The 17,808-nt window shown below is 37.9% G+C and carries 20 protein-coding genes, 1 tRNA gene and 3 pseudogenes; 7 read left to right on the forward strand and 17 right to left on the reverse strand.

What is annotated here, in order from left to right; genetic code table 11:
- Nucleotides 1-345 precede the first annotated feature (345 nt).
- Genes OWR28_RS25390 through OWR28_RS25400 form a run of 3 tightly spaced genes read left to right on the forward strand, consistent with a single transcriptional unit; the run spans nt 346 to nt 2,094 of the window.
- On the forward strand, nt 346-516 hold the full coding sequence (locus OWR28_RS25390; RefSeq protein ID WP_332389025.1) for a hypothetical protein: 171 nt from the start codon (nt 346-348) through the stop codon (nt 514-516).
- Between the two features lie 19 nt (nt 517-535).
- Complete coding sequence (locus OWR28_RS25395; protein ID WP_332389026.1) at nt 536-814, forward strand: recombinase family protein; 279 nt, start codon at nt 536-538, stop codon at nt 812-814.
- Nucleotides 757-2,094: a recombinase family protein gene (locus tag OWR28_RS25400; protein WP_332389207.1), complete on the forward strand. Its 1,338-nt coding sequence runs from the start codon at nt 757-759 to the stop codon at nt 2,092-2,094. Before OWR28_RS25395 ends, OWR28_RS25400 begins: the two co-directional genes overlap by 58 nt.
- On the opposite strand, the gene OWR28_RS25405 is transcribed toward OWR28_RS25400, so the two are convergent.
- Nucleotides 2,062-2,141: transfer RNA gene (locus OWR28_RS25405), tRNA-Leu, on the reverse strand. The two genes, OWR28_RS25400 and OWR28_RS25405, sit on opposite strands and share 33 nt — an antisense overlap.
- A gap of 91 nt (nt 2,142-2,232) precedes the next feature.
- Nucleotides 2,233-2,999: pseudogene (locus OWR28_RS25410) on the reverse strand (MBL fold metallo-hydrolase).
- A gap of 54 nt (nt 3,000-3,053) precedes the next feature.
- Between OWR28_RS25410 and OWR28_RS25415 the strand changes: the two are divergent.
- Both OWR28_RS25415 and OWR28_RS25420 read left to right on the forward strand, forming a co-directional pair.
- The gene (locus OWR28_RS25415; protein ID WP_332389027.1) at nt 3,054-4,481 is read left to right on the forward strand and encodes a TonB-dependent receptor; all 1,428 of its coding nucleotides are present in this window, start codon (nt 3,054-3,056) and stop codon (nt 4,479-4,481) included.
- Between the two features lie 12 nt (nt 4,482-4,493).
- Entirely contained in the window at nt 4,494-4,943 is a 450-nt protein-coding gene (locus OWR28_RS25420) for a GAF domain-containing protein (RefSeq protein ID WP_002980921.1), read from the forward strand.
- A gap of 51 nt (nt 4,944-4,994) precedes the next feature.
- Here OWR28_RS25420 and OWR28_RS25425 read toward each other — a convergent pair whose 3' ends face one another.
- The 9 genes and pseudogenes from OWR28_RS25425 to OWR28_RS25465 form a co-directional block, all read right to left on the reverse strand.
- The gene (locus tag OWR28_RS25425) at nt 4,995-5,462 is read right to left on the reverse strand and encodes a cupin domain-containing protein (RefSeq protein WP_332389028.1); all 468 of its coding nucleotides are present in this window, start codon (nt 5,460-5,462) and stop codon (nt 4,995-4,997) included.
- A 45-nt stretch (nt 5,463-5,507) separates the two neighbouring features.
- Entirely contained in the window at nt 5,508-6,248 is a 741-nt protein-coding gene (locus OWR28_RS25430; protein ID WP_332389029.1) for an ABC transporter substrate-binding protein, read from the reverse strand.
- Between the two features lie 26 nt (nt 6,249-6,274).
- Nucleotides 6,275-7,596, reverse strand: a pseudogene (gene mgtE, locus OWR28_RS25435) (magnesium transporter).
- Nucleotides 7,597-7,757: 161 nt separating this feature from the next.
- Nucleotides 7,758-7,919 carry a hypothetical protein gene (locus tag OWR28_RS25440; protein ID WP_002980916.1) on the reverse strand — a complete coding sequence of 54 codons (162 nt, stop codon included), beginning with the start codon at nt 7,917-7,919 and terminating at the stop codon, nt 7,758-7,760.
- A gap of 17 nt (nt 7,920-7,936) precedes the next feature.
- A complete protein-coding gene (locus OWR28_RS25445; RefSeq protein WP_002980915.1) occupies nt 7,937-8,086 on the reverse strand; it encodes a bacteriocin-like protein in 150 nt (49 codons plus the stop codon).
- 150 nt (nt 8,087-8,236) lie between these two features.
- Nucleotides 8,237-8,383, reverse strand: a complete 147-nt coding sequence (locus OWR28_RS25450; protein WP_332389030.1) for a bacteriocin-like protein — start codon at nt 8,381-8,383, stop codon at nt 8,237-8,239.
- Between the two features lie 36 nt (nt 8,384-8,419).
- Entirely contained in the window at nt 8,420-8,560 is a 141-nt protein-coding gene (locus tag OWR28_RS25455) for a bacteriocin-like protein (RefSeq protein ID WP_332389031.1), read from the reverse strand.
- A gap of 311 nt (nt 8,561-8,871) precedes the next feature.
- Complete coding sequence (locus tag OWR28_RS25460) at nt 8,872-9,210, reverse strand: hypothetical protein (protein ID WP_332389032.1); 339 nt, start codon at nt 9,208-9,210, stop codon at nt 8,872-8,874.
- An 86-nt stretch (nt 9,211-9,296) separates the two neighbouring features.
- Entirely contained in the window at nt 9,297-9,419 is a 123-nt protein-coding gene (locus OWR28_RS25465; protein WP_332389033.1) for a hypothetical protein, read from the reverse strand.
- Nucleotides 9,420-9,592: 173 nt separating this feature from the next.
- Between OWR28_RS25465 and rpsO the strand changes: the two genes are divergently transcribed.
- A complete protein-coding gene (gene rpsO / locus OWR28_RS25470) occupies nt 9,593-9,862 on the forward strand; it encodes a 30S ribosomal protein S15 (RefSeq protein WP_002980912.1) in 270 nt (89 codons plus the stop codon).
- A gap of 305 nt (nt 9,863-10,167) precedes the next feature.
- On the opposite strand, the pseudogene OWR28_RS25475 reads toward rpsO, so the two are convergent.
- The 4 genes and pseudogenes from OWR28_RS25475 to OWR28_RS25490 all read right to left on the reverse strand — a co-directional run bounded on the left by OWR28_RS25475 (nt 10,168) and on the right by OWR28_RS25490 (nt 12,065).
- Nucleotides 10,168-10,526: pseudogene (locus OWR28_RS25475) on the reverse strand (DUF4260 domain-containing protein).
- A gap of 120 nt (nt 10,527-10,646) precedes the next feature.
- Nucleotides 10,647-11,150, reverse strand: a complete 504-nt coding sequence (locus tag OWR28_RS25480) for a hypothetical protein (protein WP_332389034.1) — start codon at nt 11,148-11,150, stop codon at nt 10,647-10,649.
- Nucleotides 11,102-11,467: a hypothetical protein gene (locus OWR28_RS25485; RefSeq protein WP_332389035.1), complete on the reverse strand. Its 366-nt coding sequence runs from the start codon at nt 11,465-11,467 to the stop codon at nt 11,102-11,104. The genes OWR28_RS25480 and OWR28_RS25485 overlap by 49 nt, the downstream gene beginning before the upstream one ends.
- The gene (locus OWR28_RS25490) at nt 11,436-12,065 is read right to left on the reverse strand and encodes an MFS transporter (protein WP_332389036.1); all 630 of its coding nucleotides are present in this window, start codon (nt 12,063-12,065) and stop codon (nt 11,436-11,438) included. Before OWR28_RS25490 ends, OWR28_RS25485 begins: the two co-directional genes overlap by 32 nt.
- 437 nt (nt 12,066-12,502) lie before the next feature.
- On the opposite strand from OWR28_RS25490, the gene OWR28_RS25495 reads away from it, so the two are divergent.
- A complete protein-coding gene (locus OWR28_RS25495; protein WP_332389037.1) occupies nt 12,503-14,758 on the forward strand; it encodes a polyribonucleotide nucleotidyltransferase in 2,256 nt (751 codons plus the stop codon).
- A 135-nt stretch (nt 14,759-14,893) separates the two neighbouring features.
- Here the strand turns inward: OWR28_RS25495 and OWR28_RS25500 are convergent, their stop codons facing one another.
- Both OWR28_RS25500 and OWR28_RS25505 read right to left on the reverse strand, forming a co-directional pair.
- Nucleotides 14,894-17,311 carry a TonB-dependent receptor domain-containing protein gene (locus tag OWR28_RS25500; protein WP_332389038.1) on the reverse strand — a complete coding sequence of 806 codons (2,418 nt, stop codon included), beginning with the start codon at nt 17,309-17,311 and terminating at the stop codon, nt 14,894-14,896.
- Nucleotides 17,312-17,317: 6 nt separating this feature from the next.
- Nucleotides 17,318-17,758, reverse strand: a complete 441-nt coding sequence (locus tag OWR28_RS25505; protein ID WP_332389039.1) for a MarR family winged helix-turn-helix transcriptional regulator — start codon at nt 17,756-17,758, stop codon at nt 17,318-17,320.
- Between the last annotated feature and the right edge of the window lie 50 nt (nt 17,759-17,808).

Raw genomic sequence — 17,808 nt, forward strand, 5'->3', positions numbered from 1 at the left:
TTACCGGTTTATTATGGAAAATGTTTCGTGTAATAACAGTCAATAACCTGTTTTAGTATATGAAATGAATGTTTAAATTAACAATGTTGATTTTATTTGTATTTTAGTTGAATCTAAGAATGATGAATTTCTTTGCATCAATTTTCTCTTGATGCACCTAAAAAATAAATTTAAACGTAATCACATCTTTTATAAATAAAAATTTTTTCCGCCTGATGGTTGATGTTAAGTGTTTCGTTCGATTTTACATGTTTCAAGTGTTAAACATTTATATTTAAAAGCCAAATACATCGCATAAGTGTCTGGGTTTAATTTCAGAACAGTTGTCCAATACTTTTATTAAAAATGTATTGGTATGGAGAAAAAGTTGAAATTAGTAACATTACCATAGAGGAGATTATCAAGATTTTTAAAGAAGAGGAGGGAATTGAATTAAGCATTGAGGAGGCGAAAGATATTTTAAGCTTTCTGACGATGCTCTTAAAAATTACCATTAAGAGCTTTTTAGAACAATAATATTTTCTAAGATTTATATATGAAAAAAGCCGATTTATATATCCGTGTGTCAACTGATGAGCAGGCAGATAAGGGATACTCGCAAAGAGATCAGGAGGAACGATTAAAACGTTATTGTGAAAACAATAACATTAATGTAGGTCAAATCATTTATGAAGATTACTCAGCCAAGACTTTTATCAGGCCAGAGTGGATTAAATTACTGGATACGCTAAAGAAAAAAGCTCAAAAACGGATCTGCTGCTTTTTACAAAATGGGATCGCTTCAGCAGGAACGCTGGCGATGCGTATCAAATGATTAACATACTTAGGAAAATTAACGTTGAACCGCAGGCCATTGAGCAACCTTTAGATCTTTCAATTCCTGAAAATAAAATGATGCTGGCTATATATCTTGCTGCACCGGAAGTTGAAAACGACAGGCGCGCTCTGAATACTTATTATGGAATGCGCCGTGCTAAAAAAGAAGGCAGATTAATGGGAAGGGCACCTTATGGCTACGCTAACAGAATAACGGAAAACGGGAAAAAGTATGTAATTCCGAAGGAACCGGAAGCTTCCAATATGAAATGGGCATTTAATGAAATGTCCAAAGGCGTTTATTCAGCGAGCCAAATCATGGATATGATGAACAGAAAAGAAGGAAAGTCAGTTAAGATAAGTGCCTTTCTTGCAAGTTTGCGCAATACCGCATATTGCGGGAAAATTTACGTGGAGCAATTCAATGAAGAGGAGGCTCATTTTGTTAAAAGTATTCATGAACCTTTGATCAGTGAAGAACTATTCGAAAAAGTTCAATGTATAATGGATGGAAATGTGAATCCAGCCAGACCTAATGTAAAAGTACTGTCTGACGATAATTTGCCATTAAGAGGTTTCCTTGTGTGTCCGGAATGTGGTCATTTGATTACAGGCAGTGCCTCTACGGGACGTTCTGGAAATAAATATTATTACTATCATTGCCAGTCCCCGTGTTCATACCGTTACAAATCTGAGGTTATTAATTCTAAATTTTTAGAAATATTGCAGTCATTGGAAATGCGCGCATCTATAAAAAATTATTTGAAAAAAGTGTTGAGGCAAAATTTTGAAAAATTAATCAATAATCCCCAAAGAGAAAGGAAAGCAATTCTATTAGAAATAGATCGTTTAAACAGTAAATTGAAACAGGCAAGAAATAAACTGATGGAGGAAATAATTGATGATGACGATTATCTTGAAATCAAGACCGATTGTAAAAGGCAAATCGAAAATCTCGAGGCTAAATTAACTAAAGGAAAAGATAATAAGAAAATAGATTTTCAAAAACTACTAGACCAAGCATTATCGAACCTGGTAGACCTTGCGAAGGTCTATACTGATGGGGATATCGAGGTAAAACGTAAAATAATTGGTTCGATATTTCCTGAAAAATTGCAATTTTCAGAAAATCATTATCGAACCACCCGACCCAATGTTTTGATCTCTTATATATACCAGATAAACAATGAGTTAGGCATTAAAAAAACCGGAAAGAAAGTGAATTATCACCTCTTTCCGGTCTTGTACCCAGGACCGGGATCGAACCGGTACTCCTAAGAACTGGTGTTTGAGACCAGCGCGTCTACCAATTCCGCCACCTGGGCTTGATGTTGATTTCAAACGTAATGTTTGTTTCAAATTGGTGTGCAAATATAGGAACTTTTTCAATGTTCAAAAGGTTTTTGAAGAAAAATTTTAAAAATTGAGTTCCAGACCATCGTAGGCAAGCTGTATTCCGGCCGGAAGCTCCTTATCTTCAATGTCATGCAGTCCCAGGTGATGGCTGATGTGGGTTAGAAATAATTTTTTAGGTTTTAGCTCTTCAAACAATTGAATAACATCCGGAAGAATAAAATGGGCGGGGTGGGGATCAAATTTTCTGATACAGTTTAAGATCAGAACATCCAGATCTTTCAGTTTTTCTTTCTCTGTTTCAGAAATAAAACCGGCATCCGTAATGTAAGCCAGTTTTTTAAACTTATACCCAAAGACGGTAATTTTATAATGGATCACTTCTACAGGAGTGATTTCCGTATCCAATACTTCAAAAGGCTTATTTTCAATATCGTGAAGTTCAAAGGCGGGTGCGCCGGGATACCTCACATCAGCAAAAGCGTATGGAAATCTGTTTTTATTTCGTGAGCCACCCTGGAATAGCAGTAGAGCGGGACATCTTTTCCGCTTTTAAAAATCAGTGGCCGCATATCATCCAGTCCGATGACGTGATCATTGTGCTCGTGGGTAATCAATGCAATGTCTACAGTGTGTTCGTGGTTGGTAAGCATTTGCTGCCTGAAATCCGGACCGCAGTCGATCAGTATTTTTTTATTTTCCTCCGTAGTAACCATCACGGAAGAACGTAAACGTTTATCTTTGGGATTTTCTGAAGTACACACTTCACATGTGCAGCCTATAACAGGTACACCTTGAGAAGTACCAGTTCCTAAAAATTTCAACTTCATTTTGTTTTGAGGTTGGTTTAATTTTGGTAAATTTACAAAAAATTTCATGTCCTAATGTATCAGAAACTAACTCCTAAACAAAAAGCATTAACAATTAATCTAGATCCTACTATTTATGGTACTTTCGCAGAAATTGGAGCAGGGCAGGAGACTGTTCGCCACTTTTTTAGAGCAGGGGGAGCTTCCGGTACGATTGCTAAGGCAATGTCTGCTTATGACAAAGATTTTAGTGATGCCATCTACGGAAAAGAAGTAAAAAACAGGTACGTTACCCAGAACAGACTTCGTAAAATGCTTCGGTATGAAGTCGCTTTGATTGAAGAGAGAATTTCAAGGGATAATAATCCGGATAGAAAATTCTTTTCTTACGCCAATACAGTAACAACCATCAACTTTGATAAAACTGTAAAAGGCCACGGCTGGGTAGGAATCCGTTTTCAGACCAAAGAAAATGAAGATTACAATGAGATCGTTATCCATGTAAAATTTAAGGAAAATGATGCTACTCTTCAGCAGGAAACTTTAGGAAACCTTGGTGTAAACCTTATTTTCGGAGCTTTCAATTACTTTGATAACCCAAGAACTTTAGTAGAATCTCTATACGACGATATCGCAAAAGATAACCTGGAGATTGATATGATCGATTTCAGCGGGCCTGCTTTTGCTTATGTAGATAACAGGCTGATGTCTCTTCAGCTGGTGAAAAACGGAATGACTGATGCTGTAATTTTCAATTCACAGGGGAATAATATGCTGCCGGCAGACGTACTGTACAAGAAAAATATTTTCGCGGTAAGAGGAAGTTTCAGGCCGGTAACGAAAGTAAACATTGACATGCTTAAAAACGGTATGGATATGTTCTTCAAAGATGCTACCTGTACCCATGAAGAAACAGAAGTCCTTATCGAAATCACGATTTCCAACCTGAGGGCAGATGGAGATATTGATGAAAGGGATTTCCTTGACAGAGTGGATATTTTAGGCAAACTGGGATATACCGTTATTATTTCAAACTTCTCTGAATACTACAGACTGATTGATTATTTCGCTTCTTATACAAGCGGGGATATCGGGGTAGCAATGGGAGTAAATAACCTGCTGATGGTATTCGATGAGAAATATTATAAAAATCTGTCAGGAGGAATTCTGGAAGCATTCGGGAAATTTTTCAGAAACGGGATGAGGGTTTACCTGTATCCTTATAAAGATCCGGAAACACATCAGCTGCTGGATTCTTCAAACCTGAAAGTAGAAGAGAACCTGAAAGAATTATACAAATATTTCAAACACAACAACCGTATTGTGGATATCACCAACTATAATCCGGAGTTTCTGGAAATTTATTCCAGGGAGATACTGAGAAAAATTGCATGTTGTGTGAAAGGCTGGGAAACTCAGGTTCCGGAAGGCGTAGCAGAAATGATTAAAGAGCGTGGAATGTTCGGATACAAAGAAGAGCTTTCCCTAAAACAATTCTCTTAAAATATATATACAATGTCAGAATTAAAGAAAAGACTTTCCTCAATTCTTGAAAGTCCTAAACATAATACAGAAGAAAAGCTTGAAAAGGTATGCCACCTGTTGGATCAGGAGATTTCCTACTTCAACTGGACAGGTTTCTATTTCAAAAACGGAGATAAGGACGAGTTGATTTTAGGCCCTTACGTAGGCGCACCTACAGATCATACCATCATCCCTTACGGAAAAGGAATTTGCGGCCAGGTTGCGGTTTCCAATGAGACTTTTGTGGTTCCGGATGTGCATGAAGAAAGCAATTATTTAAGCTGCTCTATCGATACAAAGGCGGAAATTGTAGTTCCTATTTTTAAGGATGGAAAAAATATCGGTCAGATCGATATTGATTCCCATACCATTGATCCGTTCACCAACGAAGACCGTGAATTGCTGGAATGGCTGTGTGGCGAAGTCGCCAAAATTTTGTAATTCAGTTTCAAAATGATATAAGATAAACTCCGGCTTGAGAGCCGGAGTTTTTTATGGATTGTTGGTCGTAATCACAAACATAATTAAAGGTTCATCTCCTGTGTTTTCTATAGAATGGTATCCTATCGAACTGATAGCCGTAATATCTCCTTTGTGAAGAATTTTCTTTCGGATGGGTCCTTCTGTTCCGGTCCTTTCACGATATTCTCCGGTTCCATGAACAACTACATACAGCTCCTGTTCATTTCTTAGATTATGGGTATGAAACCCGGATTCATCTCCTTTGTTCAACAAAACCATATAGGCGGCCAGACGGTTATTGGCCAGTTCTTTCTGATCAAACATCTGGATCATATATACCGTTCCTTTTCCGCCATACATATTTTCGCGCTTATCTACCCGCGTGACGGTTCTTTCTTCTTTTTCAAAAGCCATCACATACAGGTGTATGTATTTGGAAACTTCCTCTATAACGTGATCAAATTCTGCTCCTTCAGATAATATAATGGTATCAGACATATGCGGGGTTAAAATTTAAAGTTCTGTGTTTAAGGTTAAAAATAATCAGCTTTGCTGCATCATATGAATTTCTGCCAGTAATTCTTTAAAATACTGCTCACATTTTGCGATATGGGTTCCATACCAGGAAAATGCCTCTCCGTCTACAATCATGATCTTCTTATCAGGGTAGGAAGCCTTCAGTTCCTCAATATGTTTTTCTTTAAAGGGAAAAGGTTCAGAGGAAAGCATAATGACATCAGCATCCGCCAGATCTTCAGTAGTGATCTGAGGATAACGGGTTTTGTCCCTGAAAATATTCTGAAAACCTATTTCCGATAAGATCCTATGAATAAAAGTATCAGAACCAATCGTCATGTAGGGATTTTTCCATATAAGATATGCTGTTTTAACAGGACTGTCAAGCTTGGCCTGATTCAGGACGTCATAAATTTTAAGATTGTAAAGCTGGGCTTTTTCCTCTTTCCCAAAAAGTTTTCCAAGATTTTTAAGAAGGTAATAATTGTCTTCAATGGTGTCAATAGTAGTCACCATTACTTTATAATCATCCATTAAAGCTTCCACCTGGTCTTTTACGTTTTCCTCCTTATTGGCAATGATAAGGTCCGGCTGCAGGGCTTTAATTTTCTCAATATTGATGTTTTTTGTCCCGCCGATTACCGATACATTTTTTATTTTTTCCTGAGGATGAATACAGAATTTTGTTCTTCCTACCACTTCATTTTCGGTAAGTCCGAGGTCAAATAATGCCTCCGTAATAGAAGGTACAAGTGAAACGATTTTCATATTGGCATGTTAGATGATGCCTAAAATTACAAAAGTTTTCCGGTTAAGAAAAGTCCGGCTACCGTAAAATAGATGATAAGTCCTGTAACATCCACCAATGTCGCTACGAACGGAGCAGAAGAAGTGGCAGGGTCAAGATTTAATTTCTTTAAGACAAACGGGATCATAGAACCTGATAATGTACCCCATAAAACAATGGCAATCAGGGAAACAGAGACACTTAATCCTACATATACCCAGTATTGGCCGTAATCAAAAAGACCAATCTGCTGCCAGAGCATGATTCGTATAAATCCGATAACTCCCAGAATTGCCCCCAGGCATAATCCGGAAATGATCTCCTTTCTCATGACGTACCACCAGTCCTTCAGATTGATTTCCTGAAGCGCCATGGCACGGATGATCAACGTTGCAGCCTGTGATCCGGAATTTCCTCCGCTGGAAATGATCAACGGAACAAATAAAGCCAGCACAACAGCTTTCTCAATTTCTTTATCAAAATATCCCATCGCAGAAGCGGTCAGCATTTCAGAAACAAACAGAATGATCAGCCAGGTTGCTCTCTTTTTAATCATTTCGGTCCATGATGTCTGCGTATAGGGAAGGTCCAGTGCTTCCAATCCCCGAACTTCTGGATATCTTCCGTGTTCTGCTGCTCAATCTGATCGAGAATGTCGTCAATCGTTACAATTCCTACAAGAACACCGGCTTCCGTAATAATAGGAAGGGCACCGCGGTCATACTTTTCGAAATACGTTACCGCATCTTCTTTTGAAGTTGTAGTGGTAATCGCTACGAAATGATTGTCTGTAATATCAGAAACCAGGGTGTCTTCTTCTTCCAGTAGTAAAGTTCCGATGGCAAGGTCATCAATTAAGCGGTTTCTTTCATCTACCACATACAGGTAGTTCATGGTTTCCACTCTTTTTCCTACCTTTTTGATCTGCTGCAGGCATCTTTTTACCGTCCATTCCTTACGGATCTGAATATAATAAGGAGTCATCAGACGGGCAATAGAATCTGAGTTATACCCAAGAAGCTTTAAAGCAATTCTTCTTTCCTGCGGGTTAAGATGGTTGATGGAATACTTGATCAGCTCATCCGGAAAATCCTCGAAAAGAGCCGTTCTGTCATCCGGAGTCATTGCATTCAGGATTTCAGAAACTTCATCGCTTCCGATACTTCTTATGGTATCTTCCTGGAAATCAGGATCAAGGTGTGAAAAAACTTCTGCTTTGTACTCTTTCGGAACCTTCAGGAACGCGAGCAGCCTCTCATCAGCAGGAAGTTCGCTGAGAGTTTCGGCAATATCGGCAGGGTTGAAGATAAGTTCGTCTCTAGAATTCAAAACGTGAAATTTTTTGGATATGCAAAAATAATTCAAATTTTTAAGACTAAGCAATAAAGTGGCAAAATTAAGGATTAATTAAACTTTAATGCTTCTGTATAAGACAAAAAACATCTGCCTGGGCAGATGTTCAAAAATTAAATTTAAAGTCCAATATTCTTTTAAATTGGTCCGCATTCTGAAGTAGGAATGAAGGTGCAGACGCTGTTTACACAGCAATTGTAAGGCCCGCAATCCGAATCGTCGCCACATTTTTTTATTGCGCCTCCGATGATTCCTTTTTGTTCCTGCCTGTTGAGTCTTTTAAGATGTGATTTTTTCATAATGATGGAGAGATTAGTTAAGGCTCTATCATGCAGTCATGATCCAGACATTCCCCGTTACAGCAATATCCAACAGAGCAGGGTCTTGTTATGCTGCATCTGAACGGTCCGAGGCCGCCATTGATTTCTTTGGCAGCATTTCTGCTTAGTTTTTTTAGATTTTTCATATAGTTATAGTTTAGATTTATGTCAGACTAAAATAATAAATATTTCTATATTATTCAATTGTGGGTGAAAATATTTTATTGTAAACCAATGTTTTATTGATGATGTAAATAAAAACACCTACAAATGCAGGTGTCTGTAATGATCATATATTATTCCAGAGGACATGGATTGACAACACAGATGTTGTGGCAACATGATCCGCCCGGACATTCGAAATGTTCTGTACATCTTTTGAAAGGCCCGCTGCCTTTGATTTCCTTTTGCTCTTGTCTGTTGAGCTTTTTAAGATTTTTCATGTGATTTGATTTTAAGTGAGTTCGTTAAAAGTTTTTTTACTCCAGGCAGATGAATGGTGAGCAAACACCAAAACAGCACCATCCTACAGTACATGGATTAGTGTCATTGCATCTTTCCATTGATCCTCCGTTGATTTGTTTTGCTTTTTCTCTACTGAGTTTCTTTAGATTTTTCATATGATTTTAGTTTAATGTTGAACTAAAATAGTAAAAAATATTTAATAATTCCTTATTTAGTGAAAATATTTAATTGTTAATCAGTAATTTATGGTGTATTTTAAATGAAAAACACTTATCCGTAAGTGTGAATAAGCGCTTTTATATAATGTGAAAATTTTTATAATTCAGGGTAAGGGAAACTACTTTAGGAAGATATAAATGAGAATATAAGGATGATGATAAATGATAAATTTGTCCGGTAAGTCCATGAATCCCCCTAACAAAATTCACCATGGATGATGAAAGGCTGTATATTCCAACCTTAAACCTTAAAGCCCGGCTTCCGTAGGTTTCAGTTTTCTCAGTTTTTTGATGATTCCTTTTATAGCGCCTTCAGTTCCTATTTTAACTGAATTCACGGTAGAGCCGAGAAGACGCATATTTTTCCGGTAGGTATCGTGATCCGTTTCAGCGACCAGGTTGCCATCAGCGCCAAATAATTTCATGCTTACCACTACCTGATTGGAAAAAACATATTTGCCAAAACCTACTTTGAAATATCTTACTTTGGAAACAATGGCAAAATCAGCATCATTATTGAGGCAGTAGTCTACAATAGTCTGTTTGTCTATGCTGTCAAAGGGAATCTGAACTTCGGCACGAAGCATCTTATTTTTTCTGCCGCTGAAATTATCGGTAACAGCATCAAAGAATGCATTGTTGGTGGGATCTTTTATTTCATCAATATCCGGCTCTACTTCGGGATTGAAGTAAAGAACTTTTTAATTTTGTCATCAGCATTTTTCTGGGCTTTTACCGAAGTAAATCCGATGAATAAAAAAGTAGTGACCGCTGCAAAGAATATAATTTTTTTCATTTGTAATTCGAATGCAAAATTACTGCCTTTTCGTTGGATTGCATACAATTTATTAAGATTTTTTTAACATTTTTTTCTATCAAATTTGATTCATGAAATCAATAATGTTTGCAGAATCAAAAAATAGTCGTAATTTTGCACCCGTTACATAATAATCATTAAACAATATTGGAATGTACTTAACAACAGACAAAAAGCAGGAAATTTTCGCAAAACACGGAAAATCTGCACAGGACACAGGAAGTGCTGAAGGACAGATTGCACTTTTCACTTTCAGAATTAACCACCTTTCTGCTCACTTAAAGAGCAATCACAAAGATTTCAACACTGAAAAATCTTTGGTTAAATTGGTAGGTAAAAGAAAAAGATTACTAGATTACCTTAAAAATAAAGATATCGCAAGATACAGAGCGATCATCGCTGAACTAGGTTTAAGAAAATAATCTATAAAGATTTTCAAAAACAAAAAGCAACTTCGAAAGAGGTTGCTTTTTTGTTTTTATACGACAAGGGATTTTTCCTGAATGGTTGAGAAAACCAACCACTTAAGTTTCTTAAAATCTTTGATTTTCACAATTGAATTGTAACGTGATCTATCCATGCAGTTTGTCATTCCGTAGAATCCAGTCGAAATAGTTAGAGTATTAAATACAGATCAAATATTCCAACTGAAGGGGGAATAATTCTCTCTTCCGGAGGGGTGTCAAAAATTCAAAGAATTTTTGACGGGGTGATTTTATACCCTAAACTACTCAGCCTTCTTACCAATTTTTCCCAAATGCGTATTCTGAAAGCTGTCCGGATATTTCAAACCGTATCCTAAAATTCTGTCAAAAGCAGAATGGGAAAACAAGATGGCCCCAGCCACTTGTATATAGGAGAGGATAGCGCTGTACCTGCAAGGTAAATGATAATGGCAGCTCCAAAATGATGGAACAGATTGTAAAAGAAAGCACCCGTTTTATTATTGACCGTATAACCCAACATGGAAATGTCCGGTGCAAGGAATAATCCGGCAAACCACCACCAGGAATATCCTGTCTGGGCAAAAGCATAGATTCCTAACAATAGAAATGCTGCGTATTCAAGCTGTAATTGTGTTTTCATTATAATACTGTTCTGTAAGATGAGTCATTTTTCTGATGGGAAAGTTACATTGCGGAGTATGAAAAAATAAAGCGGAATACTTTTGAGATATTCCGCTTATATATTTTAATACAGTTGATTTTAATGACCTGCTTTGGCTTCAGTACTTTCCACATGACCAAGATATTTGGTACAATATGCTCCGAAGATCAGAATAACCAGATAGCAGAATACAGGAATAATAAATGAATGCTGTACCCCAAACTGGTCTGCGAGATATCCCTGGAAAATAGGGACAATAGCTCCTCCTAAAATGGCCATCACCACTAATGAAGATCCCTGACTGGTATATTTACCCAATCCTGAAATAGCCAGTGTATAAATATTGGAAAACATAATGGAGTTGAAAATTCCGATTCCCAGAATACTGTACATGGCCAGTTCACCATGATTCATCATCGCGGAAATCAATAAAGCAACATTGACCGCTGCAAAAATGGATAACGTTCTTGCAGGAGCCGCTTTACCCACAAAAAATGCAATGAAATTAAGAACGATGAATACCAGGAAAAAGCTGATCTGGGAAAAAGTAAGGTTCACAATACTGAAGATGACAAGGAAAACAGCTCCTGCTGCCCCAAGCATATAAACTGCCTTTTTTGCTGGCTTAAAGATTGATTCAAAGAGATGGCGCCAAGAAAACGCCCGATCATAGCACCTCCCCAATATAGAGAAAGATAATTTTTACTGATGATTTCATTAAAGCCCATAATCTGTGGCTGTTCCAGGAAACTGATGATAAAACTTCCCACAGCAACTTCTCCGCCCACATAGCAGAACATTGCAAATACCCCGAATTTCAGGTGACTGAACTCAAGTGCTCCCCAGCCTTTTACCACTTCTTCTTCACCCATCTGGAATGAAGGCAGCTTAACCCTTGAAATCAATAAAGCTACCAGCAAAAGGATTCCTGCGAAAATAAGGTAAGGAATTCTTGTGGCTACCGCACTGAAGGACCCATCCGGAGAAGAGAAAATTCAAAAATAAGATGCCCCCAAGCACCGGTGCAATGGTTGTCCCGAATGCATTGAATGCCTGTGTCATATTCAGCCGGCTTGAGGCAGATTCTTCACTTCCTAATAGTGAAACATATGCGTTGGCAGTAATCTGCAGTACGGTAAAGCCCAGTCCTAAAATAAACAAGGCTCCCAGAAACAGCGGATAATACGAAAATGTAGCTGCCGGATAGAACAGTACACAGCCCAGCGCCGCCAGGAAAATTCCGAAAAGAATCCCTTTTTTATACCCCAATTTATTGATGGGATCTCCTTTCGTGATCGAGATCAGAAAATAAATCAGAGATCCGATAAAGTAAGCCCCGAAGAAACAGAACTGTACCAGCATGGATTCGAAAAAGGTAAGACTGAAAAGTTGCTTCAGATAGGGGATCAGGATGTCATTCATACAAGTGATGAACCCCCACATAAAAAACAGCAGGGTGATGGTAATCAATGGAACCGTATAATTCCTGCCTTTGGATTGTACTTCTTTATTAATCATAAACATGTATTTATCTGTATAAGGATAATTCCTTAACTTTTTTAGCCTACAGCATTGTAATTCGTGAAGTAGGGCAAATATAGGCATCAGCCTATGTCTTTGCAATAATTTTTACTGGTTTTTATAATAAAACGGATTTTTTTAAATCCGGATCCTTATTTTCATTTTTTGAGACAATAATACAAAAACAGCAGGGTTTTTCAATACATTATCTTCAAAAAAACTGATTTTTATTTTCATAAATCATGAATAAGACGGGATTTCAGATATAAATAGTAAAATCTTCAATCATTGATAGCCAATTTTTTGTATTTTAAGAGCCTATTTATGCAATCGAAAAATTTAATATTTCATTATTATATAGTACCTTTGCAGACGAAAATTTAAAAAGTTTAAATATTAATCATACTCAATACGGAGTATAAAGAAGCAAATTTATGAGTATACCTCAAGCGTTTACAGAAACGATTACCCTTGCAGACGGCAGGGAAATCACTATCGAAACGGGAAAGCTGGCTAAGCAGGCTGACGGATCTGTAGTGGTGAAATGCGGCGGAACAATGCTTTTAGCAACAGTTGTAGCCAACAAAGAAGCAAATCCTGGTGTAGATTTTTTACCATTAACGGTAGATTACAGAGAAAAGTTCTATGCAGGTGGAAGAATTCCAGGGAATTTCTTCCGTAGAGAAGCAAAGCCATCTGATGATGAAGTGCTTACCATGAGATTGGTGGACAGAGTATTACGTCCTCTTTTTCCTGAAGATTTCCACGCGGAAGTACAGGTGATGATCTCATTGATTTCTTACGACAAAGCAGTAATGCCTGAAGCATTGGCAGGTCTGGCAGCTTCTGCAGCCATTGCGATTACAGATATTCCTTTTAACGGGCCAATGTCTGAAGCAAGAGTAGTAAGAATTGACGGAGAATTATCAGTTAATCCAAGCTATGAAAACTTACTGAAAGCTGATATCGACATTATGGTTGGAGCTACTAAAGACTCCATCGTAATGGTAGAAGGGGAAATGAAGGAGATTTCTGAGCAGGAAATGATTGAAGCAATCAATTTCGCTCACGTGGAGATCAAAAAGCAGATCGAAGCACAGGAGAGATTGGCCGCTAAAGTTGGAAAAGCTTTCCCTAAAAGAGAATACAATCACGAAGAACACGATGAAGAAATTCGTGAAAAAGTATGGAAAGAGTGCTATGATAAAGTATATGAAGTAGCGAAAACTCCATCCAATAAAGAAGAAAGAGGAGAAAAATTCAAAGCGGTTCTTGAAGAGTTCTTAGCTCAGTACGCTGATAACGAAGAAGAACTGGCAAGAGTAACTCCTTTCGTAAAAGTATATTATCATGATGTAGAGAAAGAAGCGATGCGTCAGATGATCCTTGAAGACAATATCCGTCTTGATGGCCGTGACCCACAGACGATCCGTCCGATCTGGTCAGAAATTGATTATCTTCCGGGAGCTCACGGTTCTGCGATCTTTACAAGAGGTGAAACTCAGTCGTTGACAGCAGTAACTCTAGGTTCGGTAAAAGATGCCAACATGATCGACAGCGTAATCACGCAGCATGATGAAAGATTCTTCTTACACTATAACTTCCCTCCGTTCTCAACCGGTGAAGCAAGACCTTTAAGAGGTACTTCAAGAAGAGAAGTAGGACACGGGAACTTAGCTCAGAGAGCTTTAACAGCAGTAATTCCTGCAGAAAATCCATATACAATCAGAATTGTTTCCGATATTCTGGAATCTAACGGATCTTCTTCAATGGCGACTGTTTGTGCAGGTACATTGGCATTGATGGATGCAGGGGTTCAGATTACAAAACCTGTTTCAGGAATTGCAATGGGGCTTATCACTGATAAAAAATCAGGAAAATGGACGGTGCTTTCTGACATTTTAGGAGATGAGGACCACCTTGGAGATATGGACTTCAAAGTAACAGGTACTGCAGACGGTATCACAGCTTGCCAGATGGATATCAAAATCCAGGGACTTTCTATGGACATCATGGAAAAAGCTTTGATGCAGGCTAAAGACGGAAGATTACACATCCTGAATAAAATCACGGAAACGATTTCCCAGCCAAGAGCAGACGTGAAGCCTCACGCTCCGAAAATGGTGGTAATGGAAATTCCGAAAGACTTTATCGGTGCTGTTATCGGGCCTGGTGGAAAAATTATTCAGCAGTTACAGAAAGATACAGATACTGTTATTGCAATTGAGGAAATCGGAGAAATCGGACGTATCGAAATTGCAGGAACAGACAGAGAAAAAATCAATGCTGCTATTGCCAAGATCAATGAAATTACTTTCGTACCGGTTGTAGGCGAAGTTTACAAAGGTAAAGTAGTAAAAGTAATGGATTTCGGAGCATTTGTAGCGATTGCTAAAGGAACAGAAGGGCTTCTTCACATTTCTGAAATCGAGTGGGCCCGTCTTGACAAAGTTCCATATGCAGAAGGTGATGAGGTAGAGGTGAAGTTCATGGGATATGATGACCGTAAGAAAATGAAGCTTTCCCGCAAAGTGCTTTTACCAAGACCTCCGAAGCCTGAAGGAAAACCAAGACACGAAGGACAGGGCAGACCGGAAGGACAGAGAAGACCTGAAGGACAAAAGCCGCAAGGTGAGAGACCACAAAGCGAAAAGCCGGTGGAAAATCAGACTCCTTCTAACGAAGCATAATAAGATTCATTCCTAATATAAAAAATCCCTCAAACTGAGGGATTTTTGCTTTTATGTCATTGCAAAGCATTGGAATAATTTCATTAATTAAATTTTCAAAGGTAAGATTGCTTCGTCTCGCAATGGCTGTAGTTATTAACTTCCCACTCTTTCCTTCAGATCCTCAGCACCTCCCGTTTTTCTGGGCTGTCCGTTCTTAGAAGAACCGAAATTGTAGGTATAGGAGATTGTGGCTACACGCGTATCTCTTTTTACTGCGAAGTTTTCGAGGTAATCATTATAAACGGTCTGCCCTTTGAGATTACTCGTAAAGAATACATCGGTGAAAGAAAGTTTCAGAACACTGTTATTGTTAAACTTCTTTTGTGCCCCGATATTCAGGTACCAGTTCGGTCTCATATTCAGGTAAGCATACACTTCTCTTGCTTTGTAATTTCCGGTAAGTTCTGCCGTAAAACCGTTCCCCAGTTTAAAAGAATTAATACTGTTGATGCTGAATGTAAAATTTCCCTGGTTATTGATCTGCGTTCCTGAAACATTTCCTGTGTATGAACCATAATAGAAATTGGCACTGTTATTCATCTCCCACCATTTCGTCACTTTTACAGGGGCAATCAGGTTTAATCCGAAATAAGAGGCAGAGCTCAGGTTTTCAATCGTTTGTACCGTTACCACCTGTCCATTTTCAGTTACAGGCTTTAAAATATCTGTAATGTTGTCAGAAGTTTTGCTGTAGCTTAATGTGGCAAAATATTTATTGCTCAGACTGTAGGTCAGTTCATAATTCATCGTAATCTGTGGATTAAGATCCGGGTTTCCGGCCTTCAGGGTGGTAGGATCAAGATAGAATTTAAAGGGATTCAGCTGGTTATAGCTTGGTCTTGTAATCCTTCTGCTGAGATTGATTTCAAGATTACTTTTATCCGTCAGGTCATAGCTGAAAACAGCGCTTGGAAACAGCTGGGTATAATTTCTCTTGTTGATCTGATTGGTTGTAATCTGAGTTCCTTTTACATTCGTATTTTCAAGCCTTAACCCTGCCGTGGCTTTAAATTTTTCCCATTTTTTAGACACATTTCCGTAAACGGCATTGATGTTTTCCTCATAAATGAAATGATTGGTTTTACTTAGATCCGGAACAGGAATACCAGAGCTTGCGTTGAAGAATTTCAGATCATTATCTGTTTTTACAAAACTGGTTTTCACTCCGCTTTCAAGCTTCCAGTCGTTACTGAAATTTTTCGTAAGATCAGACTTTAAAGAATAAATATTTAACTTGCCATCCATATCTCCTTTAATAATATCAAGGTTATCTGTACCACTGGAAATATCATGGGTACTGGTATCAAAACTCTGTAAAGATGAATTGGCATAATTGATATAGTCGAAATCGGTAGAAATTTCAGATCCCAGGGAATCTATCGTGTATTTATGATTAAGGTTAAATGAAAGATTGGTCCAGCGGTCATTCGATCTGTTGACTGTTGTAAATGTACTTTCCGGAAGATAGTTACTGCCTAACGTTACATTGGAGTTATCTCCGTTTACATTGAATTTGTTGGAAACCAAACCTGCAGAAAAGCCCAGTATGTTCTTGTCATTCAGATAATAATCCATTCCTGCTTTGGCAACATGGCTGTTGAATTTAAATTTCAGATAGTTGTCCTGCACATATGCTTTTTTAAAATTATTTTCTTCATAGAAGTTCCTGTCCAGTACAAGGCCGTTATAAGCTTCCCTGTAGGCGAAGCTGTAGTTACCAAAAATATTGATTTTTTTATTCCGGTGGTTAATACTGAAACTGTTGTTGTTTTTTACATACTTACCCGTTCCTAAAGATGTGGAAATACTTCCGTTAGTCCCTTTTCTCTGTTCCTTTTTAAGCTTAATATTGATGATTGCAGATCCTGCTGCATCATATTTGGAAGAAGGATTCGTGATAAACTCTATCTTTTCAATGGTAGAAGAGGGAATTCCTTTAAGGTAATTGGCAAGATCGCTTCCTGTCATAGGAGTATTCTTTCCGTCAATCTGAACCAAGAGATTTCCCTTTCCGCGAAGACTGATATTGTCATTACTGTCAATATTCACTCCCGGAGCTTTCTCCAGTACTTCAAAAGCAGAATTTCCCGTGCTGGCGATACTGTTTTCAACATTCATAATCATTTTTCCATCCTGTCTTTCGATAAGAGGTTTGGTTTTGGTAATCGTAACAGCTTCAATAGATTTTACATTCAGGTCAATAGACGGAAGGGTAGTATTTTCAGTCAGAGAGATTTTTTCCGAATGATATATTTCAGAACCATTTCTGTTGATTTTTACCATATAAGTTCCTCCTTTCAGATCATTGAAACTAAACTTACCATTGGCATCGGCAATTTCTGTTTTGATTAATTTATTATCTGCATCAAAAAGGTTGATCTCCATCTGCTCTGTTTTGCCGGAGTTTATATTTCCAGACAAAGACAAGCTCTGCATTGTCTGCTGGGCGGAAATTCTGCTGCTGAACAATATCAGCATGCAGGCGATCATAAGTGAGAGTATTCTGGTCATAGCGTTTTACTTTTTAGGGGTAAGACAGTTTCCTGAAATTTTCAATAAAGCCGAATACATGATTTCAAGTTCTTTATTACTGATACCCTTCAAAGCCGTTTTACGGTTCTTTTCTACGATATTCTGAACCTCCTTAATTACCTTTATCCCGGAATCTGTCACTTCCAGATTGGTTTTTCGGCGGTCTTCAGGATGAACGTTTCTGATTATGTATCCGGATTTTACCATTAAATCAATAATTCTTGTGACAGAAGCATTATCCTTAAAAACAAGATCACCAATTTCATTCTGGGTAATTCCCGGGTTTTCCAGAATTGCTTTGATGATAAGCCACTGATCGATCGTAATCGTGAAACCATGCGCTTTAAGCTGTCGCTGAGCATAGTTTCTGTAGGCTCTGATCGCTTTGTCTATGTTGTAGAATATGATTGAATTTAATTTTTCCATATTTTCGGTTTTAAAATGATAAATCAATTATTGATATGTCAATTAATTAG

It is taken from the genome of Chryseobacterium sp. 1B4 (assembly GCF_036631475.1).
In the GTDB taxonomy this organism is placed as follows: Bacteria; Bacteroidota; Bacteroidia; order Flavobacteriales; family Weeksellaceae; genus Chryseobacterium.